The 22,133-nt window shown below is 73.3% G+C and carries 21 protein-coding genes; 7 read left to right on the forward strand and 14 right to left on the reverse strand.

What is annotated here, in order from left to right; translation table 11 throughout:
• The first annotated feature begins 27 nt into the window (after nt 1-27).
• Nucleotides 28-585 carry a hypothetical protein gene (locus tag ACFYZA_RS28485; RefSeq protein WP_382586336.1) on the forward strand — a complete coding sequence of 186 codons (558 nt, stop codon included), beginning with the start codon at nt 28-30 and terminating at the stop codon, nt 583-585.
• Nucleotides 586-696: 111 nt separating this feature from the next.
• Here the strand turns inward: ACFYZA_RS28485 and ACFYZA_RS28490 are convergent, their stop codons facing one another.
• On the reverse strand, nt 697-1,167 hold the full coding sequence (locus ACFYZA_RS28490; protein WP_388493457.1) for a hypothetical protein: 471 nt from the start codon (nt 1,165-1,167) through the stop codon (nt 697-699).
• A 346-nt stretch (nt 1,168-1,513) separates the two neighbouring features.
• On the opposite strand from ACFYZA_RS28490, the gene ACFYZA_RS28495 reads away from it, so the two are divergent.
• Complete coding sequence (locus ACFYZA_RS28495) at nt 1,514-2,173, forward strand: class F sortase (RefSeq protein WP_382586330.1); 660 nt, start codon at nt 1,514-1,516, stop codon at nt 2,171-2,173.
• 15 nt (nt 2,174-2,188) lie between these two features.
• Here the strand turns inward: ACFYZA_RS28495 and ACFYZA_RS28500 are convergent, their stop codons facing one another.
• Both ACFYZA_RS28500 and lysX read right to left on the reverse strand, forming a co-directional pair.
• Entirely contained in the window at nt 2,189-3,037 is an 849-nt protein-coding gene (locus ACFYZA_RS28500) for a polysaccharide deacetylase family protein (RefSeq protein ID WP_388493459.1), read from the reverse strand.
• A 129-nt stretch (nt 3,038-3,166) separates the two neighbouring features.
• The gene (gene lysX / locus ACFYZA_RS28505) at nt 3,167-6,436 is read right to left on the reverse strand and encodes a bifunctional lysylphosphatidylglycerol synthetase/lysine--tRNA ligase LysX (RefSeq protein WP_388493460.1); all 3,270 of its coding nucleotides are present in this window, start codon (nt 6,434-6,436) and stop codon (nt 3,167-3,169) included.
• A gap of 71 nt (nt 6,437-6,507) precedes the next feature.
• Between lysX and ACFYZA_RS28510 the strand changes: the two genes are divergently transcribed.
• On the forward strand, nt 6,508-6,987 hold the full coding sequence (locus ACFYZA_RS28510) for a universal stress protein (protein ID WP_382586322.1): 480 nt from the start codon (nt 6,508-6,510) through the stop codon (nt 6,985-6,987).
• Between the two features lie 59 nt (nt 6,988-7,046).
• Here ACFYZA_RS28510 and ACFYZA_RS28515 read toward each other — a convergent pair whose 3' ends face one another.
• Nucleotides 7,047-8,249, reverse strand: a complete 1,203-nt coding sequence (locus tag ACFYZA_RS28515; RefSeq protein WP_388493461.1) for a CapA family protein — start codon at nt 8,247-8,249, stop codon at nt 7,047-7,049.
• Nucleotides 8,250-8,523: 274 nt separating this feature from the next.
• On the opposite strand from ACFYZA_RS28515, the gene ACFYZA_RS28520 reads away from it, so the two are divergent.
• Nucleotides 8,524-9,144, forward strand: a complete 621-nt coding sequence (locus ACFYZA_RS28520) for a sigma-70 family RNA polymerase sigma factor (RefSeq protein WP_382586316.1) — start codon at nt 8,524-8,526, stop codon at nt 9,142-9,144.
• Here the strand turns inward: ACFYZA_RS28520 and ACFYZA_RS28525 are convergent.
• Nucleotides 9,045-9,431, reverse strand: a complete 387-nt coding sequence (locus tag ACFYZA_RS28525; protein WP_388493462.1) for a zf-HC2 domain-containing protein — start codon at nt 9,429-9,431, stop codon at nt 9,045-9,047. The two genes, ACFYZA_RS28520 and ACFYZA_RS28525, sit on opposite strands and share 100 nt — an antisense overlap.
• On the opposite strand from ACFYZA_RS28525, the gene ACFYZA_RS28530 reads away from it, so the two are divergent.
• On the forward strand, nt 9,374-9,865 hold the full coding sequence (locus tag ACFYZA_RS28530) for a hypothetical protein (protein WP_388493464.1): 492 nt from the start codon (nt 9,374-9,376) through the stop codon (nt 9,863-9,865). The two genes, ACFYZA_RS28525 and ACFYZA_RS28530, sit on opposite strands and share 58 nt — an antisense overlap.
• Nucleotides 9,866-9,872: 7 nt before the next feature.
• Here ACFYZA_RS28530 and ACFYZA_RS28535 read toward each other — a convergent pair whose 3' ends face one another.
• The 4 genes from ACFYZA_RS28535 to ACFYZA_RS28550 are packed head-to-tail and all read right to left on the reverse strand — an operon-like array spanning nt 9,873 to nt 13,911.
• Nucleotides 9,873-11,054 carry a sensor histidine kinase gene (locus ACFYZA_RS28535; protein ID WP_388493465.1) on the reverse strand — a complete coding sequence of 394 codons (1,182 nt, stop codon included), beginning with the start codon at nt 11,052-11,054 and terminating at the stop codon, nt 9,873-9,875.
• Nucleotides 11,051-12,730, reverse strand: a complete 1,680-nt coding sequence (locus ACFYZA_RS28540) for a cation acetate symporter (RefSeq protein WP_388493466.1) — start codon at nt 12,728-12,730, stop codon at nt 11,051-11,053. The genes ACFYZA_RS28535 and ACFYZA_RS28540 overlap by 4 nt, the downstream gene beginning before the upstream one ends.
• Entirely contained in the window at nt 12,727-13,119 is a 393-nt protein-coding gene (locus tag ACFYZA_RS28545; RefSeq protein WP_382586301.1) for a hypothetical protein, read from the reverse strand. Before ACFYZA_RS28545 ends, ACFYZA_RS28540 begins: the two co-directional genes overlap by 4 nt.
• 45 nt (nt 13,120-13,164) lie before the next feature.
• On the reverse strand, nt 13,165-13,911 hold the full coding sequence (locus tag ACFYZA_RS28550; RefSeq protein WP_382586299.1) for a LytR/AlgR family response regulator transcription factor: 747 nt from the start codon (nt 13,909-13,911) through the stop codon (nt 13,165-13,167).
• A 72-nt stretch (nt 13,912-13,983) separates the two neighbouring features.
• Here ACFYZA_RS28550 and ACFYZA_RS28555 point away from each other — a divergent pair, with 72 nt between their 5' ends.
• Nucleotides 13,984-14,604: an anti-sigma factor family protein gene (locus ACFYZA_RS28555; protein ID WP_388493469.1), complete on the forward strand. Its 621-nt coding sequence runs from the start codon at nt 13,984-13,986 to the stop codon at nt 14,602-14,604.
• 83 nt (nt 14,605-14,687) lie between these two features.
• Here the strand turns inward: ACFYZA_RS28555 and ACFYZA_RS28560 are convergent, their stop codons facing one another.
• The 5 genes from ACFYZA_RS28560 to ACFYZA_RS28580 form a co-directional block, all read right to left on the reverse strand.
• Nucleotides 14,688-15,548 carry an Fpg/Nei family DNA glycosylase gene (locus ACFYZA_RS28560; RefSeq protein ID WP_388493471.1) on the reverse strand — a complete coding sequence of 287 codons (861 nt, stop codon included), beginning with the start codon at nt 15,546-15,548 and terminating at the stop codon, nt 14,688-14,690.
• Nucleotides 15,549-15,576: 28 nt separating this feature from the next.
• On the reverse strand, nt 15,577-16,911 hold the full coding sequence (locus tag ACFYZA_RS28565; RefSeq protein ID WP_388493473.1) for a wax ester/triacylglycerol synthase family O-acyltransferase: 1,335 nt from the start codon (nt 16,909-16,911) through the stop codon (nt 15,577-15,579).
• Nucleotides 16,912-17,114: 203 nt separating this feature from the next.
• On the reverse strand, nt 17,115-19,106 hold the full coding sequence (locus ACFYZA_RS28570; protein ID WP_388493535.1) for a SpoIIE family protein phosphatase: 1,992 nt from the start codon (nt 19,104-19,106) through the stop codon (nt 17,115-17,117).
• 196 nt (nt 19,107-19,302) lie between these two features.
• On the reverse strand, nt 19,303-20,361 hold the full coding sequence (locus ACFYZA_RS28575; RefSeq protein WP_388493475.1) for a hypothetical protein: 1,059 nt from the start codon (nt 20,359-20,361) through the stop codon (nt 19,303-19,305).
• Nucleotides 20,362-20,530: 169 nt separating this feature from the next.
• Nucleotides 20,531-21,709 (reverse strand): DUF6777 domain-containing protein, encoded by a 1,179-nt coding sequence (locus ACFYZA_RS28580; protein WP_388493476.1) that lies wholly within the window; start codon nt 21,707-21,709, stop codon nt 20,531-20,533.
• A 161-nt stretch (nt 21,710-21,870) separates the two neighbouring features.
• Here ACFYZA_RS28580 and ACFYZA_RS28585 point away from each other — a divergent pair, with 161 nt between their 5' ends.
• On the forward strand, nt 21,871-22,116 hold the full coding sequence (locus tag ACFYZA_RS28585; protein WP_382586281.1) for a hypothetical protein: 246 nt from the start codon (nt 21,871-21,873) through the stop codon (nt 22,114-22,116).
• The last annotated feature ends 17 nt before the right edge of the window (nt 22,117-22,133 follow it).

The raw sequence follows: 22,133 nt of genomic DNA on the forward strand, positions 1-22,133 counted from the left end.
TGCTCCTCGGGGACCGGAGGACTGACCATGGGCGCGATACGCATCGCATCCGCCACCCTGCTCGGCGCTGCCGCCCTCTCCCTCGCCGCGCCGACCGCCGCCACCGCGGCCGACGGCAGCACGGGCGGAAGCAACATCACGCCGTTCGCCTTCAGCGTGACCCCCTCGGTGAGCGCGCCCGGCGGTCAGGTCACGCTGAACGTCACCGGCTGCTCCAGCGCCGCGACGGTGTCCTCCGGAGTCTTCGACACGGTCACCGTGCCCAAGGACAGTTCGAGGAACGCGACGGTCGACTGGGACGCCAAGCGCGGCGCCTCGTACACCGTGACGTTCTCCTGCGACGGCGCGCGGGGCACCACCCAGCTGACGATCTCCGGCGGTTCGCCGACCACGAGCTCGACCGTCCGCCCCACCGTGCGGCCCACCGCCACCACTCCGCTCGGCGTCCGCGGCGGCCTCGGCGGCAGCGTGGACGGCTCCCTGAGCCCCGTCGAACTCGCGGCCGGCGCCACGCTGATCGCCCTGGCGACCGGGGGCACGGCCTACGCCCTGTACCGCCGGCGCTCCGCCACCCGCCGCCACTAGGGTCTGTCCGGTCGCGGGCGGGCGCGCCCGCACACACCCGTCGCCCCCGAGTCCTGGCCAGGACTCGGGGGCGACCGGCCGTTCAGGTCGTTCCGGGGAGGTTCGTCCCGGTCAGACCCGTACGCCTTGGCGCCGGCGGTGGGCGATGAACAGCGCGCCGCCGATCGCGGCCGTTCCGGCGAGGGTGCCGCCGACCGCCATCTCGGTGTTGGTCGGGCCGGCCGCGCCACCGAGCCCGCCGTCGGCTCCGCGACCCTCCAGGACGCGGAAGCTGCGCGTCGCCACCCGGTCGTTGTCGTTGCACTTGACCGCCAGGCTGTAACTTCCCGGCGACGTGGAGTCGTGGATCCTCGCGGTCGCGTAGTTGACGTCGCCCGACGACAGGTGGACCTCGTCGAAGGCGTTCGAACTGACCCTGCCGCCGTTGTGGCAGCCCCTGGCGGTGATCCTCAAGGTGGCGCCCCGGTGGACCGCGTAGGGGTCGACTTCGACATTGGTCGGGCCGCCGCCGCCACCCGGCGGGCCCCCGGCGACGGCCGCCGGGGCGGCGAACCCGACCATGGCGCCGACCGCCAGCGCCACCGTTAGAGCGCGTGAAGCACGCATCGTTGAACCTCCATGGGAGGACGCCCCGAAGCCGTGCTCCGGGATGATCGACGAGTACGCCTCCCATGACGAACCCTCACTGCCGCTCATACAAGCCGCATTTCGGCACTGATCCACCCTGGTGAACCACGGGCCCGCGTTCGGCCCCGGAATCTGACGGACCCGCAGGTCACAGGCCGTCAGATCATTTTTGCCGCCGCGTTACCCGGATGGGTCAGGCCCGGTGGACAGCACCCGTTCGCCGCTTCCCGATCGCCGAGCGCACGCCCCGCCCTTACGTTGCTCGAAGGCGCTGAGGGCGGACGGCGAAGGAGACGGAGACATGGCGCGAGACGAGTACGGCATGGAGCGTCGCAGATACTCCCCGTGGGGGGCCCTGGCCCTGGTGATGCTCACCGGCATCGCGCTGATGCGCAACGGCGCGGACGTGACGATGGGACCGCCGCAGCCCGCCGCGGCGGCGGCGCTGACCAGCAGCGCGGGGGCCGCCTCACCGGCCCCGTCGGCCGCACCGGTCGAGCCGCTGCCCTTCGCCCCGGCCTCCCGCGTGCGGATCGAGGCGATCAACGTGAACGCACCCGTCATGGACGTCGGCACCGATTCCCAGGGCTGGATCCAGGCTCCCCCTCCCCAGGACCCGAACCTGGCGGGCTGGTACCAGAACGGCGTGGCCCCGGGCATGCGCGGCACGTCGGTCGTGGTCGGCCACGTCGACAACACGAAGGGCCCGGCGGTCTTCTACGGGCTCGGCTCCCTCCAGAAGGGCAACCACATCGAGGTGGACCGGTTCGACGGCCACACCGCGGTGTTCGAGGTGTACGGCGTCGAGGTCTTCGACAAGGCCACCTTCCCGGGTGCCCGGGTGTACGGCGACACCGGGCACCCGGAGCTCCGGGTGATCACGTGCGGCGGCGGCTTCTCCAGGGCCCGCGGGTACGACGGGAACGTGGTGGCGTTCGCCCGCCTGATCGAGACGAGGTAGCCTTCCCCGCCGGGCTCATCTGCGGCGCGGCGGAACCTTCAACTCGTAGCCCTGTGCGAGGAGTTCGGGCAGATAGGTGCGCAGGGCCGCGACGCTCTGCGAGCGGTCGCCGCCCGCGTCGTGCGAGAGCACCACGACGCCGGGCGCGGCCCCTTCCAGGACCCGGCTGATGATGCTGGGGGTGCCGGGCGTGGTCCAGTCGAGGGTGTCGACGGTCCAGGCGAGCGGCTCCATGCCCATCTCGGCCTGGATCTCGAAGACATTGCGGTTCCACGCCCCGTACGGCGCCCGGAACCACTGGGGTGCTTCGCCGAGGGTCTGCTCGATGACCTCGCTGGTGCGGCCGATCTCGGAGCGGATCAGGGCGGGGGCCGTCTTGTTGAGCTGCGGGTGGGTCCAGGTGTGGTTGCCGACCACGTGCCCGTCGTCCCGCATCTCGCGCAGCAGGTCCCGGTTGTCGGTGGCCATCTCGCCGCAGAGGAAGAACACCGCGCGCACGTCGTGCTCGCGCAGCGTCTTGAGGATGCCGGGCGTGTAGCGCGGGTCGGGCCCGTCGTCGAAGGTGAGCACCATGGAACGCTCCCCCAGCTGGGGCATGCTCAGGAACGGCTTGGTGCGCACCGGTGGCAGCGCGGTGTGGTAGCGCGGCGGGGTGTAGGCGGTCATGGGCTCCAGGCGGTACGCGCTGGCGCGCACGGGGGGCGCGGCGGCCTGGGGGCCCGCGACGGGCGGCGCCGCGCGGGGTGCGGTCGCCGGGGCGACGGTGTCCTCAGCGGTGAGCACGCGGACCGCGGCGGCGGCTCCGAGACAGGCGGTGATGCGAAGGAGCGTCCGCCGACTGGGGAGCATCTGATCCCTTTTCATGACATACGGCTTTTGTTCGTCATGGCGGCAGGTTAGGGCGTGCCGGCCGTCACGAGGCCGACGAAACGTCAACAGCGGGCCGACACCAGCACGAATGGAGTCACCCGGCGCCCTCGGCGCCGGGCCGGTTCAGGTGCGGCGGACCAGCGGGAAGGGCAGGGTCTCGCGGATGGTGAGGCCGGTGAGGAACATGACGAGCCGGTCCACGCCGATGCCGAGGCCACCGGTGGGCGGCATCGCGTATTCGAGCGCGTCGAGGAAGTCCTCGTCGATCTCCATCGCCTCCGGGTCGCCGCCCGCCGCGAGCAGCGACTGCGCGGTGAGCCTGCGGCGCTGCTCGATCGGGTCGGTCAACTCCGAGTAGGCGGTGCCCAGTTCGGTGCCGAAGGCGACCAGGTCCCAGCGTTCGGCGAGCCGTGGGTCGGTGCGGTGCTGGCGGGTCAGCGGGGAGACGTCGGTGGGGAAGTCCTTGTAGAAGGTGGGCAGCTTCGTCTTCTCCTCGACGAGCCGCTCGTACATTTCGAGCACCACGTCGCCGCGCGTGTTGTCCGGGGTGTGCGGGACGTGGACCCGGTCGCAGAGCCGGCGCAGCCGCTGCTCGTCGGTGTCGGCGTCGACCTCCTCGCCGAGCGCCTCGGACAGCGCCCCGTACAGCGTCTTGACGGGCCAGGGCCCGGAGATGTCGTACTCGACGACCGTGCCGTCCGGGTCCGCCTTGCGGGCGATCGGGGAGCCGAAGGCGGCGGTGGCCGCGCCCTGGATCAGCTCGCGGGTGAGGTCGAGCATCACGTCGTAGTCGGCGTACGCCTGGTAGGCCTCCAGCATCGTGAACTCGGGGTTGTGCTTGTAGGAGACGCCCTCGTTGCGGAAGGTGCGGCCCATCTCGAAGACCTTCTCGACGCCGCCGACGCAGAGCCGCTTGAGGTACAGCTCGGGCGCGATGCGCAGATACAGGTCGAGGTCGTAGGCGTTGATGTGGGTGGTGAACGGGCGGGCGTTGGCGCCGCCGTGGATCTGCTGGAGCATCGGCGTCTCGACCTCCAGGTAGCCGCGCTCCAAGAGCCCCTGGCGCAGTGCCTGCACGGCCGTGGAGCGGGCCCGCACCACCTCGCGGGCCTCCGGGCTCGCCACCAGGTCGAGGTAGCGGCGGCGCACCCGGGCCTCGGGGTCGGCCAGGCCGAGCCGCTTGTCGGGCAGCGGGCGCAGGCACTTGGCGGTCATCTGCCAGCCGGTGGCGAAGAGCGAGAACTCGCCCTTCTCGCTGGGCCCGGTCGTGCCGGTGGCGGTGACGTGGTCGCCGAGGTCGACGTCGCGGGTGAACCGGCCGAGGATGTCCTCGCCCGCGCCCTCGCGGGTGAGGACCAGCTGGAGGTCGCCGGACCAGTCGCGCAGGACGGCGAAGACGACGCCGCCGAAGTCGCGTACGGCCATGACGCGTCCGGCGACGGTGGCGCCGATGCCCTCGCCCTCGGCCCGGAGCCGGGCCAGGGTGTGGGTGCGCGCCGGGATGACGACCGGGTACGGCTCGGTGCCGTCCGCGCGCAGCCGGTCGAGCTTGCGGTGGCGTACCCGTACCTGGTCCGGGAGTTGACGCTCCGTCACTTCTGTGGCGCCGGGTCCGGTGAGGCCGAGCGCCTCGATGGAGGGCAGGCCCGCGGTGGTGACCGGCGTGGTGACGCCCTTGTGGTGGCCCTTGCCCCAGAGCTTGCGCAGGCTCGGCACCGAGACGAAGCCCTCGGCGATGCCGGAGGCCAGGCCGACCCGGGCGAGCGAGCCCGCGTCGCCGTAGCAGAGGAAGCGCGGGAACCACTGCGGCTGGTACTTCACGTTGGAGCGGTAGAGGGCCTCCAGCTGCCACCACTTGGAGAAGAAGAGCAGCAGTTTGCGCCACAGCCGCAGCACGGGACCGGCGCCGATGCGGGCGCCCTCCTCGAAGGCGGAGCGGAACACCGCGAAGTTGAGCGAGATCCGCCGGACCCCCAACTTCGGTACGGCGGCGCACAGTTCGGCGACCATGAACTCCATCACGCCGTTGGGCGCGCTGCGGTCGCGGCGCATCAGGTCGAGCGAGATGCCGTCCGGGCCCCAGGGCACGAAGGAGAGCAGCGCGATCAGTTTGCCGTCGGCGTCGAAGGCCTCGACGAGCAGACAGTCGCCGTCGGCGGGGTCGCCGAGCCGGTCGAGCGCCATGGAGAATCCGCGTTCGGTCTCGGTGTCGCGCCAGGCGTCGGCACGGTCGACGATCCCCCGCATCTCCTCGTCGGAGAGCGCCGAGTGGCGGCGGATGCGGGTGGTGGCACCGGTCCGCTCGACGCGGCGGACGGCCTGGCGGGTGACGCGCATGTCGCGGCCGTCGAGGTCGAACCTGGCCACGTTCAGGATGGCCTCGTCGCCGAGCTGGATCGCGCCGAGCCCGTGCCGGGCGTAGGCGGTCGCGCCCTCCTCGGACGCGCCCATCACGGCGGGGGCCCAGGCGTACTTGCGGGCGATGTCGAGCCAGGCGTCGATGGCCGGGCCCCACGCCCCCGCGTCGCCGACCGGGTCGCCGCTGGCCAGCGCCACGCCGGCCTCGACCCGGTAGGTGACGGCGGCCTTGCCGTTGGGCGAGAAGACCACGGCCTTGTCGCGCCGGGTCGCGAAGTAGCCGAGCGAGTCCTGGCGGCCGTACGCGCCGAGCAGCGCCCGGATGCGCGGCTCCTCGTCGCCGTGCAGGGCGGCCTCCATCCGCTGCGAGCGGAAGAGGGTGGAGGCGGCGGTCAGCAGGGCGATGGCGCCGAACAGGCCGAGGAAGAAGTACAGGGGCCTGGGCGGGCTCCCGTCGAAGCGGCCGCTGGAGACGAGGCCGCCGAAGACGCGGTTGGTGGCCCACAGCAGTCGCTGGCCGCGCGGCAGGGTGTTGGGGAACAGCTCGATCAGGCCCCAGCCGACGAGGACGCCCGCCGCGAGCCCCAGGCACAGCACGCCCACCGCCCGGCGGAAGGCGCCCCTGCGGGTCTGCGCGTAGAACTGCTTGCGGGCCAGGATCAGCACCACCAGGGCGGCTCCGCAGAACAGCCCGTTGGGGATCCACGCCCATTCCATGACGGACAGGAGCAGGACGTCGAGCAGGAACAGCAGGCCCAGGTAGATGACGACGAGCCACCAGGCGACCTTCTTGCGGGCGCCGATCGCGGCGGCGAGCAGCAGCAGGAAGACGGCGTACGCGAGGTTGGCGCTGACCGGCACCGTGACCCGGTCGAAGAACCAGGAGATCGGGTGGAGCAGTCTGCGCAGCGGCGGGATCAGCGCGATGACGGCGCAGAACAGGCCGAGCGCACCGAAGAACATCGCGAACGCTTCGGGCACCCGCCCCAGAAAGCCGGTCCGGGACGGCATCGGCGCCGACTGGCTGACAGTCATGTTCAGCACTCTAGGGAGGCCGGGGCCGGGCCGCCTGTCGGAGGCGCCACCCGGCCCGTTAGCCTCGGGGCGTGACAGAGCAGCAGCCCCAGCCCCACTCCGAGTCCCAGCGCTTCGAACGCGGCACCGACGGTCCGAAGGTGATCGTCGCCGGCGTCGACGGCTCGGACTCCTCCCTGAGGGCCGCGGCGTACGCCAGCGGCCTGGCCCGGCGGCAGAACGCGCTGCTCGCCCTCGTGTACGTGCAGCCCGTGCTGCCGGCGGGCGCGGCGCTCGGCGCGCCGGTGGCGGACGCCACCGGGGAGATCGCCGAGGGGCTGGTCGCCGAGATCAGGGCGGCGGCCGAGCGGGTGCGCGGCATCTGGGACGTGCGCTGGGAGTTCCACACCTTCCGGGGCGATCCCTACTCCGGACTGGTGACCGCGGCCGACGAGCTCACGGCGGACGCGGTCGTGGTGGGCGCGTCGGAATCGGCGGGCCACCGCATCGTCGGCTCGGTCGCGGTCCGCCTGGTGAAGGCGGGCCGCTGGCCGGTCACCGTGGTGCCGTAGCCGCGCCGGGCCCCTCGGCCGGCTCGGCCCGCTCGGCCCGCCTACTTGGCCTACCTGGCCTACTTGGACATCGTCAGGCCGTCCTTCGCGGCGCCGCGCCCCAGGACCGCCTCGCGGATGTGGTCCTGCGCCGCGGTGTAGTCGTCCTGGCCGGGTGACTTCGCCAGCGCCTCGGGCAGGCTCATCACACGGCCGCGGTCCACGTCGATCCACTGCGGGATGAACTCCGCCTTGCTGACCTCCCAGCGCGCCCCGGGCCGGACGGGCGGCGCGAAGGTGAAGCGGGCGATGGAACTCATGTTGCCGCGGTCGTCGCGGGCCCCGGTGTCGTTGAACATCTCGCCCGCGATCTGGTCGCCCTCGCCGTACACGATCCAGGTCCCGTTGACCTTCTCGTACGCCTGCGGGATGTGCGCGTGGGTGCCGAGGACGAGGTCGATGTCCGGGCGCCCGTTGGTCGTGGACGCGGTGAGCGCCTTGCCCAGCGTGAGCTGCTGCTCGTCGGGGTCGGTCTGCCACTCGGTGCCCCAGTGCACGCTGACGACCACGATGTCGGCGCCCGCCGCCCGGGCGGCCCGAGCATCAGCGACGATCTTCTTCTGGTCGATGAGGTGGACCGCCCACGGCTGCCCGTCCGGCATCGGATAGCCGTTGGTGTCGTAGGTGTACGCGAGCTGGGCCACCTTCGCGCCGCCCGCCGAGAGCAGCGCGGGCCGCGCCGACTCCTCGGCGGTGCGGCCCGACCCGGTGTGTTTCAGACCCGCCTTGTCGAAGGCCTTCAGGGTGCGCGCGATGCCGTCGGCGCCGTCGTCCAGGCTGTGGTTGGAGGCAGTCGAGCAGGAGTCGTACCCCGTGTCCTTCAGCGCGGCGGCCACCTGCGGCGGCGAAGTGAAGGCCGGGTAGCCGGTGAAGGGGCCCTCGTCGGCGCCGTACACCGTCTCCATGTGACAGATCGCCAGGTCGGCCCGGGAGATGATCGGCTTGACCCCCGCGAGCATCGGGCGGAAGTCGTAACTCCCGTCCTCCGCATCGGACTTGGCGCGCGCGATGGTCGAGTCGTGCGGGAGCACGTCGCCGGTGGCGACCAGCGTGAACGCGTGCGGGGCGGCTGCGGATCCCGAGGCCGGGGTGCGGTGGGCGCCCTGCTGGTGCGGCGGCTGCGCGGAGGGCCGCTGGCCGCCGCCGCATCCTGCTGTGGCCGCGAGCAGGAGGGCCGCGACGGCCGCCGCCCCCTGTCGGGCGCGCTGGGTCGGCTGGTGCATCGGCGTCGGTCTCCGTTGCTCGAAGGCGGTCATGTGTCCGAAATCCACCCCGCGAGAACCGGTCAGTCAAGCCGAAAAGCCGTTCATACGATGCAAGATCGCTGGATCGGACGCACCCGTGCCGGGGCCCGCTCCCCCGCCCCCGACCGCTCGCCGTACCACTCGTCGGTCCCGTACGACCGCTCGCCGCAGGGCGCGGTGCCACGGCTGTCCCCGTCCGCCCGGATGCGCTCGGATACCGCTGGTCAGGGGTTCCGGGGAGAGGGCGTGCACGGTGACGACGGCGGTCGCGGACATACGGCGCTACACGCCCGAGCGGGATCTGGCCGAACTGCAGCGCGCGCACGGGCCCGCCCTGCTGCACTTCCTGCTCGGGCTCACCTACGGGGACCGCCAGCGGGCCGAGGATCTGCTCCAGGAGACGCTGCTGCGGGCCTGGCAGCACCCGGAGGCCTTCGAGGCGCCGTACTCCTCCATGCGGCCCTGGCTGTTCACCGTCGCCCGGCGCCTGGCCATCGACGCGCGCCGCAGCCGGCTCGCCCGCCCCGCCGAGGTCGCCGACGAGGTGCTGCTCGCGACCGCGGAGTGCGCCGACCACACCGAGCGCTGTGCCGCCGCCCTCGACGTCCGCTCGGCCGTGAGGTCGCTCACACCCGAACACCGGGCGGTGCTGGTGCAGTTGTACTTCCGCGGCCTGAGCGTGAACGAAGCGGCCGAAGTGCTCGGTGTGCCGCCCGGGACCGTCAAGTCCCGTTCGTACTACGCCCTGCGCGCGCTGGCCCGGGTACTGCCCGGCTATTCTGCGTCAGGTCCCGAAGGGTTCTCCTCGGTGGGTTTCAGGTCCGCCTCGGTGAGCAGGGCGAGCAGCGAGGACGCCTCGGCGGCCTCCAGGTAGGCGGCCCGGCACGGCGCGCACCGGCGCAGATGCGCGGCGACGGCGCGGTCCTCGCCCGGCTCGAGGGCGCCCAGTACGTAGGCGCCCAACAGCTGCCGCACATGCATGAGCACCTCGTGTCTTGTGACGGATCCTGCCCTTCTGGCCACGGCGGGCACGCGCCCCCGGTTCAATGCTCCCTGGAGCTCCCCGGGAGCGCCGGGACGGTCGATGAAAGAGGCGAGACAGGATGCGTCCGGAGGGAAGTAACGGGACCAGTGGTGGCGAACTACTGGTGCCGATGGCATGGATGTACGCGGAGTACATCGCCGACGAACTGCTGCGTACCGGCGATCTGATGCCGCCGACGACACTGGAGTTCAGAGCCGGGCGCAATGCCCTCGCCCTGACGATCTTCCTGTCCGACGGCGCGGTCGGCGGGGCCCGGGTGGTGGCCCGGCTCGACGAGTGGAGCTCGCTCACCGCGGCCGGGCGGCCCTGGCGGCGCTGGGTCTGCGCGCGGCTGCACCGGCTGCTGCGCGATCAGGAGCAGGGGCCCGACGTGGAGATGGCCCGGGCCGCCTGGCGGTGGCTGGAGGAGACCGAGCTGCTCGCGGCCGACCTGGACGCGGTGGTGCCGGGCGGGGTCGACCCGCGGGCGGAGGAGGACGAGCCCCGGGTGTGGACACCCGCGTGGGAACTCGGCCTGCCGCTGGGCCACTTGGCCATTCACCTCTTCTGACAAAGTATCAACTGTGCACTCCCGCGCGGTACTTGGGTATCCGCGCCGTGATCTTCATGCCCGCGCCGATACCCGTCTCGATGACGAGGCCGTACGCGTCGCCGTAGACCTGCCGCAGCCGTTCGTCGACGTTGAGCAGGCCGATGCCGCCCGAGGTGCCGCCCTCGCCGCGCAGGATGCGGCGCAGCCGCTCCGGGTCCATGCCCGCGCCGTCGTCCTCGATCACGACCTCGGCCTCGTTGCCCGCGTCCAGGGCGCTGATGGTGATGCGCCCCGCCGCGACCGCGCCCTCGATGCCGTGCTTGACGGCGTTCTCGACCAGCGGCTGGAGACACAGGAACGGCAGGGCGACCGGGAGGACCTCGGGTGCGACCTGGAGCGTGACGGAGAGCCGGTCGCCGAAGCGGGCCCGGACCAGTGCCAAGTACTGGTCGATGGAGTGGAGTTCGTCGGCGAGCGTGGTGAAGTCGCCGTGCCGGCGGAAGGAGTAGCGGGTGAAGTCGGCGAATTCCAGCAGGAGTTCGCGGGCGCGCTCCGGATCGGTACGGACGAACGAGGCGATCGCGGCGAGCGAGTTGAAGATGAAGTGCGGAGAGATCTGGGCGCGCAGGGCTTTGATCTCGGCCTCGATCAACCGGGTGCGTGAGCGGTCGAGTTCGGCGAGTTCGAGCTGTACGGAGACCCAGCGCCCGACCTCGCCGGCCGCCCGCGCCAGGACCGCCGACTCGCGGGGCGCGTAGGCGATCAGGGTGCCGAGCACCCGGTCGTCGACGGTGAGCGGCACGGCCACCGCCCAGCGCAGCGGGCAGTCCAGGTCGTCGCAGGACAGCGCGAACGCCTTGTACCGGCCGGTGTCGAGCAACGCCCGCGTCTGGTCCATGACTTGGGCGCTGTGGTGCTGCTCCCCCGCCCCGTCCCAGGTCAGGATGGAGTCGCGGTCGGTGAGGCAGAGCGCGTCGGTGCCGAGCAGCGAACGCAGGCCCCGGGCCGACTTGCGGGCGGCCTCGGCGGTGAGCCCCGCGCGCAGTGGCGGTGCCGCGAGCGAGGCGGTGTGCAGGGTCTCGAAGGTGGCGTGCTCGACGGGCGTTCCGACATCGCTGATGCGTCCCCGGCCGGCGGCGCGCCGGCCGAGCAGGAACCCGGCGGCGGCCAGGAGCGGACCGAGGAACAGCAGGGCGGCCAGGGTCATCGCGGCGCTCCTCCCCGGCGGGCCAGGGCTTCGGGCAGATGGAAGCGGGTCATGGCGGCGTTGGTGCCGGCCGGGATGCGCGCCGGGGTGGCGAGCGAGACCCCGATCATGGCGAGGAAGCCGACCGGCACCGACCAGACGGCGGGCCAGGCGAGCAGCGCGTGCGCGAGGCCCGGCGGGGCGAGGCCGAGGACGGTGGCGGCGACCGCGAGCAGCGCCGAACCGCCCCCGAGTACGAGCCCGGCCGCGGCCCCCGGCGGGGTCAGCCCCCGCCACCAGATGCCGAGCACGAGCAGCGGGCAGAACGAGGACGCGGACACCGCGAACGCCATCCCGACCGCGTCGGCCACCGGCACCCCGCTGACGAGCAGCGCGCCGAGCAGCGGCACCACGATGGCGAGCGGTGTCGCCAGGCGGAAGTGGCGTACGCCGCGCGAGGGCAGCACGTCCTGCGTGAGGACTCCGGCGACCGCCATGGTGAGCCCGGAGGCCGTCGACAGGAACGCCGCGAACGCGCCGCCCGCGACCAGCGCGCCCAGCAGATCGCCGCCGGAGCCGCCGACGAGCCGTTCGGGCAGCAGGAGCACGGCCGCGTCCGCGTCGCCGGTGAGGGCGAGCTCGGGGGCGTACAGGCGGCCGAGGGCCCCGTAGACGGGGGGCAGCAGATAGAACGCGCCGATCAGGGCGAGCACGACGACGGTGGCACGGCGGGCCTCTCGGCCGCCCGGACTGGTGTAGAAGCGCACCACGACATGGGGCAGGCCCATGGTGCCGAGGAAGGTCGCCACGATCAGCCCGTAGGTGGCGTACAGCGGGTGCTCGGTGCGGGCGGCGGTGCCGGGGACGCGGGTCGCGGCGGCCAGGGCCAGGCGGGTGCCGGCCTCGACGCGGTGCTCGCCCGCCGGGAGGGTCAGCGCCTCGCCGTGGCGCGGTCGGCCGTCGACGGTGCCGGTGGCGCGGACGGGCAGGGGTTCCGACAGACGCAGGGTCAGGGTGTCGGCGATGCGGACGGTCTGCTGGTGGCGCAGGGCGGCCTGCTCGTCGTAGACGGGGCGCGGCGCGCCGTCGCCGCGCCAGGCCAGGACCAGGAAGAACACGGGGATGAGCAGCGCGGTCAGCTTCAGCCAGTACTGGAAGGCCTGGACGAAGGTGATCGAGCGCATGCCTCCGGCCGCGACCGCGACGACCACGACGGCCGCGACGAGCACCGGCCCGAGCCAGTCCGGCGCCCCGGTCAGGATCTTCAACGTCAGCCCCGCGCCCTGCAGTTGGGGCACCAGATAGAGCCAGCCGGCGCCCACCACGAACACGCTCACCAGCCGGCGGACACCGGGTGATTCGAGCCGGGCCTCGGCGAAGTCGGGCAGCGTGTACGCGCCCGAGCGGCGCAGCGGGGCCGCGACGAACAGGAGCAGCAGGAGATAGCCGGCGGTGTAGCCGACCGGATACCAGAGCATGTCGGGACCCTGCACCAGGACGAGTCCCGCGATGCCGAGGAAGGAGGCGGCGGAGAGGTACTCGCCGCTGATGGCGGCCGCGTTGAGCCCCGCGCCCACCGTGCGCGAGGCGACGTAGAAGTCCGAGGTGGTGCGCGAGATGCGCAGGCCGAAGCCGCCGACGAGGACGGTGGCGAGCACGACGGCGGTCACCGCCACCACGGCGTACGTCTGGCTCACTCGGCGCGACGGCCCTGCGTCGGGCGGCCGTCCGTCGGGCGGTCGGCGACCAGGCGGGCGAAGTCGGCCTCGTTGCGTTCGGCGGTGCGCACGTACCACCAGGCGATGAGGCCGAGCGGCCCGTAGACGGCGAAGCCGAGCACGCACCACGTGACGGCGTCGTCGTCCAGGGCGCGGAAGGCCAGCGGCAGCGTCCCCACCGTGAGCGCGAGCACCGCGAACCCGGTGAGCGCGGCCCGGAGTTGACCGCGCATCAGGGAGCGCACGTAGGCGCCGCCGAGCGCGGTCTGCTCGTCGATCTCGGACTGGGCGCGGTGGCGCGGCAGCGGGCGGACCCTCCTCGGCTCCCCGGTGACCCTCTCGCGTCGCGCCGCCTGCTCTGCGGACATGGCGCGGAGTGTACGCAGCCCCTCACTCATCGGGGAAGGGGCAGGTCAGCGGGGGGCGCGCCGCAGCAGGCGGTCGCGTACCGTGCGCGCGTGGCGCCGGCTGACGGGGAGTTCGGCGTCGCCGACCCGCACGCTCATGCTGCCCGCCTCCAGGCGGAGTTCGTCGATCCGGTCGAGCGCGACGAGGTGGCTGCGGTGGATCCGCACGAAACCCCGGCCGCGCCAGCGCTCCTCCAGGGTGGACAGCGGAATCCGTACGAGGTGGCTGCCGCGTGCGGTGTGCAGCCGCGCGTAGTCGCCCTGGGCCTCGGCGTACGCGATGTCGGCGATGGCCAGGAAGCGCGTGACGCCGCCGAGTTCGACGGGTATCTGGTCGGGCTCCTGGACCGTGGCGGTGCGGTCGCCGACGAGTTCGGCGACCCGGCGGACCGCCTCGGCGAGGCGTTCCCCGCGCACCGGTTTGAGGACGTAGTCGACCGCCTTCAGATCGAAGGCCTGGACGGCGAAGCCCTCGTGGGCGGTGACGAAGACGATCAGGGGCGGGCGGGCGAACCCGGCGAGGAGCCGGGCGATGTCGAGCCCGGTGAGCCCGGCCATGTGGATGTCGAGGAAGACGACGTCGACGCCCTGTTCGCCGTCCTCGGCGGCTTCGAGGGCCGCGCCGATGAGCCGCAGCGCCTCGGTGGCGCCGGTCGCGCCCTCGGCGGAGCGGATCCGGGGGTCGGAGCGCAGCAGGTAGAGGAGCTCTTCGAGGGCGGGGGCTTCGTCGTCGACCGCCAGTACGCGCAGCATGGGGCCGGAGTTTAGGCGGGCTCGTGCCGGGGTGTCTTGAGTGTTCGGCGCGGTTCCCGCGTACCTGACGGCATGAGTTCGCCGCAGATCCACCAGGACGCCGGGGCCTATGCCCTCGGTGTGCTCGGTGCCGCCGACGCCTTCCGCTTCGAGGAGCACCTCGCCGGGTGCGCCCGGTGCGGCGCGCTGCTCGCCGAGTTCGGCAGCGTGACGGCACTGCTCGCCGCGTACGTCGCGGACGGCGCGGTCCCCGTCGGCCCGGTGTCGCCGGAGGTGCTGCACCGGATGCTGGGCGCGGTGGCCCGGCGCCGCCTGCGCGGACGCGTGGTCCGGCTCGCCCTGGTGGCCGCGGCGGCGGTCCTCGTGGCCGGCGGGGTCGGCATCGCCCTGGAACCCGCGCCGTCCGGCTGGAGGGTGGCCTCGCACGCGCCTGGAGTGACGGCGACGCTGGTGACGGCGCCCAAGGAGTGGGGCACGGACGTGGAGCTCGGGCTCGCGGGCGCGGCGCCGGCCGCGTGCACCCTGGTCGCGGTGGGCCGGGACGGCAGCAAGGAGACGGTGGCGAGCTGGGCGGAACGGGGCGGTCTGCCGGTGCGGATGCGCGGGGCGGCGGCGCTCGCGCAGGACGCCATCGCCCGCTTCGAGGTACGCGTCGCGGACGGCACCCGGCTGGCGACGATCACGCCCCGGTGAGGCGGGGCCCGGATGCGGCCCGGCTTCGCGCTGCCGGGCGGCGTCGCCCGCGTGAGCGGGGCTTCGCCCGCCCCCGGGCGGCGTTACTTGAGCAGCTTCGACAGGCGGCGGTCGGCGAGGATCTTGCCGCCGGTCTGGCAGGTGGCGCAGTACTGGAGGGAGGAGTCCGCGAAGGACACCTCGCGGACCGTGTCGCCGCAGACCGGGCAGGGCTGCCCGGTGCGGCCGTGCACGCGCAGCCCGCTCTTCTTTTCGGCCTTGAGGCGGCCCGCCGCGAGGCCGTGCGAGCGCTCGACCGCCTCCGTCAGGGTGGTGCGCATCGCCTCGTACAGCGTGGTCGTCTCGTCCTCGGTGAGGTGGGCGACGGCCTTGAAGGGTGACATGCGCGCGACGTGCAGGATCTCGTCGCTGTAGGCGTTCCCGATGCCCGCGATGAGGGACTGGTCGCGCAGCGCGCCCTTGAGCTGGCGCCGCTCGCCCTTGAGCAGCGCCGCGAAGTTGTCGCGGTCGAAGCCGGGGGCCAGCGGGTCGGGGCCGAGCCGGGCGATGCCGGGGACCTCGGACGGGTCGTGGACGAGGTAGGCGGCGAGGCTCTTGCGGGTGCCGGCCTCGGTGAGGTCGAAGCCCGCGCCGCCCGCCAGCGCGACCCGCAGCGCGAGCGGGCCCTTGCCGGGCTTCGGCGGGGTGGTGGGCAGGGTGTCGTACCAGCGCAGCCAGCCCGCGCGGGCCAGGTGGACGCACAGGTGGAGGCCGTCGGCGTCGAGGTCGAGGAACTTGCCGTGCCGGGCGACACCGGTGACGGTGCGCCCGGCGAGGGCGGTGTACGGCGGGTCGTAGGTCTTCAGGACGCTGATCGCGACGGGCACGGCGGCCTCGATCTCCTGTCCGGCCAGGTGGTCGGAGAGGAATTCCCGCAGGGCCTCGACTTCGGGCAGTTCCGGCATGGGTCCAGGGTGCCCCGGCGGGGCGCGCTCAGCGAGCCGTGCTCGCGCCGAGGAGTTCCCCGAGCTCGCGCCGCAGGCATGCGGCGAGCAGGTCGAGGTCGGGGACGGCCTTGCCGTCGGCGACCAGGCCGATGTGGACGCGGCCGCCGTACGGGGACAGGGCGATCGCCAGGGACTGGCCGCGGGCGAGCGGCGCCATCGGGTAGACCGCGCGCAGCGGGCAGCCGCCGAGCGAGAGCTCGGAGCGGGGCAGCGGCACGCTGGTGACGAGCAGATCGAAGAGGATGCGGGCCGCGTTCCCGGCGAGCGGCGCCCCGAACCGGTGCGCCAGCGGCGGCAGTTGGTCCGCGAGGAGGGCGACCGCGCCGGCCCCGCGCCCGGGCCCGGCGTCCTTGTTGCGGTCCATGGCGGCGCGGACCGCGGCGAGCCGGGCCAGCGGGTCGGGCTCGGCGACGGGCAGGCCGAGCAGATACGCGGAGAGCTTGTTGCCGGCGCCGGGCGGGGCGCCGGGGCGGCGGCGGGAGACGGGGACCAGGGCGCGCGGTTCGGCGCCGGGGATGCCCGAGCCGCGTTCCAGGAGCCAGCGGCGCAGGCCGCCCGCGACGACGGCGAGCAGGACGTCGTTGGCGGTGCCGCCCTCGGCCCTGCGTACCCGCTGCACGTCCTCGTGGTCGAGCACGGCGGTGGCGAGGCGGCGGGTGCCGCTGGAGTCGGCGGTCAGTGCGGAGCCCGCGCCGAGTTCGAGGCGGCTGGCCCGCATCACGGAGGCGCCGATGCCCACGGCCCGGGTGAGTTCGCCGACCCGGTCGCGGGCGAGGCCGGCGACCTGGCGCGGGCCGGGCAGCCAGGAGCGGGGCGGCACGGGGCGCCGGCGCCGGGCGCTCGGGGTGGCGAGCTGGTCGAGGATGCCGGCGCCGATGGCGACCGCGCGCATGCCGTCGGCGAGCGCGTGGTGCAGCTTCACCAGGACGGCGAAGGGCCCGTCCTCGGCGCCGGTCAGGACGTACATCCGCCAGGGCGGCAGGCCGCGCGCGAGCGGGCGCTCCATCAACTCCCCCGCCGCGCGGGCGGCTTCGGTGCCGAAGTCGCCCTCGGGCAGGTGGACCCGGCGGACGTGGCGGCGGACGTCGAAGTCCTTGTCGGCGACCCAGGCCGCGCCGCCGACGGGCAACCAGACGCCGCGTACGCGCATCCGCAGGCGCGGGATGGCCGCGGCCCGCTCCGCGAGGAGGTCGAGGACCTGTCCGCCGCCCATGCCGGGGCGCGGGCCGAAGTGTGCGAGTGCCCCCAGATGCATGGGGTGCTCCGCCGATTCGAGGTGCCAGAACGCCAGATCAAGAGGTGCCAGCAGCTCACTGCTCAAGGGGTCCTCGTGTCAGTCGGAGGCCGGTCGGGCGGCCACGGTGCCGCCCGTTCAGAGTGAGCAGTCAAACCCCCGTGAACGGTTACGGTCAAGTAATGAATCGTTACGGATAGTTACCGCCAAGTATTGATCAGTTCCGTTCCGGTCCTCGCGCCTCCGTCCGCGCGGCCCCGGCCCGCCCCTGACACCCCGGCCGCCCGGCCTCAGCCCTCGCCGCGTTCCGGCACGGTGAACTCGCACCACACGCACTTGCCGCTGCCGCGCGACTCCACGCCCCACACATCCGCGAGCCGGTCCACCAGCATCAGCCCGCGCCCCGATACGCCGGACGCACCGGCCTCGCGGCGGCGCGGCAGCGCGCTGGAGCGGTCCTCCACCTCGACGCGCAGCCGGCGTTCGGGGCCGGACAGCGCCCGGATGGTGACGATCGCCCCGCCGTCGGTGTGCATCAGGGCGTTGGTGATGAGCTCGTCGGCGGCCAGCTCGATCTCGTCGGACCGCTCGCGGGCGCCCCAGGACCGGACCGCCGCGCGGATCATGTGCCGGGCCGAGGTCAGCGCCTCCGGGTCGTTCTGCGCCACGTGCTGGCGGAGCCTGCCGCCGCCCTCCGGCACCTCCATGGCGCTGCGGCGCAGGAGCAGCAGCGCCACGTCGTCGTCGCCGCCCCGCTCGTCGACCACGTCACAGAGACGGTCGGCCAGCGCCTCCAGCTCCTCGGGGCCCGAGCGGACCAGGGACGCCAGGAGCCGCATGCCGTCGTCGAGGTCGGCGCCCGGCTGCTCGACGAGCCCGTCGGTGTACAGCAACAAGGTCTGGCCCGGGTCGAGTTCAACCGTCGACACCGGATATTCGAGCCGCCCGAACTCGGCCGACAGACCGAGCGGAAGACCGCCTTCCACCGGCAGCCTGCGGCAGCTGCCGTCCGCGAGCCGGACCAGCGGGTCGACGTGGCCGGCCCGCACGATCTGCAGCACGCCGGTGCTCAGGTCGGCCTCCGCGTAGGTGCAGGTCGCGAACCGGTCGGTGTCGAGCTCGTGCAGGAAGACCGAGGCCCGCGCGATGACGGTGGCCGGCGCGTGCCCCTCGGCGGCGTACGCGCGCAGCACGATGCGCAGCTGGCCCATCACCGCGGCGGCGTGCGTGTCGTGTCCCTGTACGTCGCCGATGGCCACGCCGACCCGGCCGCCGGGCAGCGGGATCACGTCGTACCAGTCGCCGCCGATGTCCCGCCCGAACCGCGCCGAGCGGTAGCGGACGGCGAGCCGGGCGCCGGGCACCTCGGGGATGCGGCGCGGCAGCATGGCCTGCTGGAGCCCCTCGGCTAGGTCGTGCTCCTGCTCGTACAGCATGGCCCGCTGGAGGGACTGGGCGATCGAACTGCCCAGCGCCACAAGGAGGTTGCGCTCGTCGCTGGTGAAGCCCCGCTTGTCGCTGTAGAGCAGGCCGATCGCGCCGATCGGGCGGGCCTGGGCGATCAGCGGCAGATAGGCGGCGGAGGTGATGCCGAGGCCGCTGATGTTCGGCCACAGGCCCGGGTAGGACTCCGCGAAGTCCTGGGGCGACTCGATGAAGCGCGGCGCGAGCGTCCGGATGACCTCGCTCATCGGGTACCGCTCGTCCACCCGGGTCCACCGGGTGCCCGGCACGAAGCTGCCCTCGGGGCCCTCGGCGATGAGATGGATGCGGCCCGCCTCCAGGAGGCCCATCACCAGGCTGGTGGCGCCCAGGTACTCGGGGCCCCGCGAGTCCCGCATGACGTCGATGACGTCCTTGACGGTCCTGGCGTGCGCGAGGGCGGCGGTGGTGGCCTCCACGACGCTGGTCGTGCGGCGCCGTTCGTCGTCCAGACCGATCCGGGCGGTGGACTCGGCGAGCTCCTGGGTGGCGTCGCGGACGATGCCGATGATGCGCAGCGGGCGCCCGTTCTCGTCGCGCCGCACGAAGCCCTGGGTGTGGGTCCAGCGCAGCCCGCCGTCCCGGACGCGGATGCGGAAGTACACGCCGTAGTTGACGCTGCCGTTCTTCAGCGCCTGCGACACCAGCGCGTCCAGCCTGAGGGCCTCGGCGGGCGGCACCCGGGCGGCCAGCGACTCGGGCCGGTTGTCGTATTCGTCGGGCCTGAGGTCGAACACGTCGAGCGCGGGCTCGTCCATGTGCATCAGACCGGCGCCGAGGTCCCAGTCGAAACTGCCCATCCGCAGGTCTCGGCCGTACGAGTGAAGGAAACGGCACTCCTCGCCGCCGGCCGCCCCGCCGCAGTGGCACAGTTCGTCCGCCCCGCCGCCCCCTGCACCCGCGTCCATGGGGCCACGCTAGGCGCAGCCAGGAGCGCGCGCATCAGGGAGGGGCCGGGGAGGCGGAGGGCGGGCGGGGGCGGGCGGGGCCGCGCGGTCAGTGGGCCGGGGAGGCCTTGCGCAGGGCGGTGATGCAGCTGCCGATGGCGCTCTGGAGGGCTTCGAGGCGCTGGACCATGTCGTCCTCGTAGATGTCGTCGGCGTCGTCGAGCGTGAGCTCCTCGAACACCTTGGTCGCCTTCTGCAGGCTGCTGTAGAACTTCGTGCGGCGTTCCTGGACGCGCAGCTCGGGGTCGGCCTCCACGGCCTGCACGACGAGGCCCTTGACGGTGTCGTACGCCTCGGTCGCCCACTCGCCGGCCTCTTCCGAGTCGTCGAGTTCGTCGAGCAGGGACAGGTGGCGCTCGGCCTCGGCACGCAGCTCGGCGGGCGCCTCGACGGTCTGTCCCGCGGGCGTCCTGATCTGGCCGTTCTCCACGATCTGGCGGACGTAGCCGATGCGGTCGGCGGCCCTGGTCTCGGAGGCCACCGCCTTCTTCAGCTCGTCGGTGCGGGCGATGTCGCGGGCCAGCTCGGTCTGGAGCGCCGGGTCGTCCTTGAGCCGGTCGAGGAGCGCGGAGCGGGCCGCCTGCGCGGTGCCGGGGTCGGCCAGGATCGCGGCGCGCAGGGCGGTCGGGTTCTCGGCGACCTCAAGGGCCTTGGTCGGCCGGATGCCCTCGGCCTCGGCGGCGGCGGTGATGGCGGTGCCGCGCTCGGAGGTCGCGCTGGACCGGGAGGAGTAGTAGGTGAGCCACACGTCCGCGTCGGGCAGCTCGATGTCCTCGCCGGGGGCGAGCGCCTCGAAGAGCGGGACGAGCCCGTCGTCGGAGGCCTTGTCCCACGCCTTGTAGTAGCGCATGACGCGCTCGGCCGAGCAGCCGGCCAGCTCGCTGAACTCCTTCGCGGAGATCTTGGGCGTCTCGTCGGCCGCCTGCCCGCCGGGCCGTACGCTGCGCGCCACCTTGAGGGCGAACGCCCAGCCGCCGGTGCGGGCGTAGGCACCGAACTCGCGGGCGTCGCGCACGACGCTGTCGTGGACCGGGTCGGCCGTCACGCCGGCGTGGACTTCGGCGGCGGGGGGTGCGGACGGCTCGGGCAGGTCGATGGCGACGGTCACGGAGGACTCTCCTGGCTGCTTGAGGGAGGACGACGGCGAGGACAACGGCACAAAGGACGCAGCCTATATGCACCTCTTGGTCCGTCTTTCCGTCACATCCCCGGGTCACAGCCCGTGTCGTGCGCCGAGGTCACCGGCGGCCCGCCGGTGACCTCGGAACGGCTGTGCCTCAGACGTTCTCCGATTCCGGGGACGGCGGGACGATGCCGGAGTCCCCGCTCGGCAGATCCGTCGGGATGTCCGTCGGCAGCGAGGGCATGTCGCCGGACGGGCTCGACTCCGGGGTCGAGGGCACCAGGGGCGACGGCGTCGAGGGGCTCGGTGACGGCGATGGCGTCGAGGGACTCGGCGTGGCGGTGACCGTCGTGGTGGCGGTCGGGCAGCCGCTCGGGGTCGCGGCGCCGGGCTGACTGGCCGGCGGGGCGGAGTCCGGTGCGGCGGGCGAGGGCGTCTCGGTGACCGTCACGGTCGGCGTCGGCGTCGGGCAGTCGGGGCTCGGCGGCGGCGAGCTGATGGGGGGCGAGGTGCTGGGGCTCGCCGGAGGCGTGGGCGGCAGGGTGACCGGCGGCTTGTTCGGGTCGATCTGGATGTCCGGGCGCTCGCGGTCCCGCCGGCCGTCGTCGCCGGTCTTCCGCTCGATCCAGGTGTTGTTGGTGATGTTGACGATGATGAGGTTGTTGATGACCACCGTGGTGGGCCGCACCACGACGACCCGGTCGGCGTGGTAGCCGGGCCACGGCTTGCCCTTGTCGTTCCACTCGCCCTGGTGGCTGTTGGGCGGCTTCAGCGGGTTGCCGCAGGCGCACCGCACGCGCGGCGCGCCGTGGTCGTCGACCAGGACGGCGGTGCCGGCCTGGAGCACCGACTGGAAGCTGGTGGCCGAGCCGTCGCGGAAGCCGTGGTTGGTCACCCGGGTGTCGTTGCGCAGCACGACGGGCGTCAGACCGCGCAGGAAGCGCGCGACCGATGCGGGGTCGATCCCGGCGGCGTCCGCGAAGGCCCGGTTCTTCGCCCGGTCGCCGCCGAGGAAGCGGATCTGCTTCTCCACGTCGCAGCTGGCCACCGACTGGGTGCCGCCGTACAGGCCGGGCGCTGCGCCCGAGACGGTGCGCGTCACCTGGACGCCCGGCGCCGGGCTCCGGGTGGCGGACGGCGCCGCCGGGGTGGGAGTCGCCGTCGAATCGGCCGTGGACTGGGTGAACGGGTCGGGTCCGGCGGCGGCGATCGGCTGGAGGTTGAGGTCCTGCCGGCTGTCGGCGCCGCTGGCACCGCCGCCGCATCCGGCGGCGAAGGCGCCGACGGACAGTACGGCGGCGGCAGCGGCGATTCTGCGCAGGGTCGAGGGCACGTGGATCTCCCAGCTGTACGCCCCGAGTTGCCCCTCATTGTGTGCCGCAGCCTCGCGCCGCGCGCAAACGGACGAGGGCAGACGGGCGACCCCCGCCATCGTGACCGACCTCGCTGATCGCACACCTTGTCCTGGGAGGGGCGCCCCGGCATCCTGTGGGCGTGCCGGGGCAACGCAAGCGGAAACGACAGCGGGAGCGCGCCGCTCAGGCGCGCTCCCCTCAGGCCGGGCACTGGAAGCCGGTGTTCTCGACCCAGGACGAGACCGAGCTGCGCGCCCAGGTGCGACGCATGTGCGCCGAGGGAGAGGTGACCGATCCCTCGATGATCCGCGTGGACATGGCGTGCGGACGGCTGCGGTCCCCCACGTCGTACCAACTCAGCCTCTTCGTGCCGGACGTGTCCTGACGCCCAACTCGGCGCGC

This window comes from Streptomyces sp. NPDC001828 (assembly GCF_042892175.1).
In the GTDB taxonomy this organism is placed as follows: domain Bacteria; phylum Actinomycetota; class Actinomycetes; order Streptomycetales; family Streptomycetaceae; genus Streptomyces.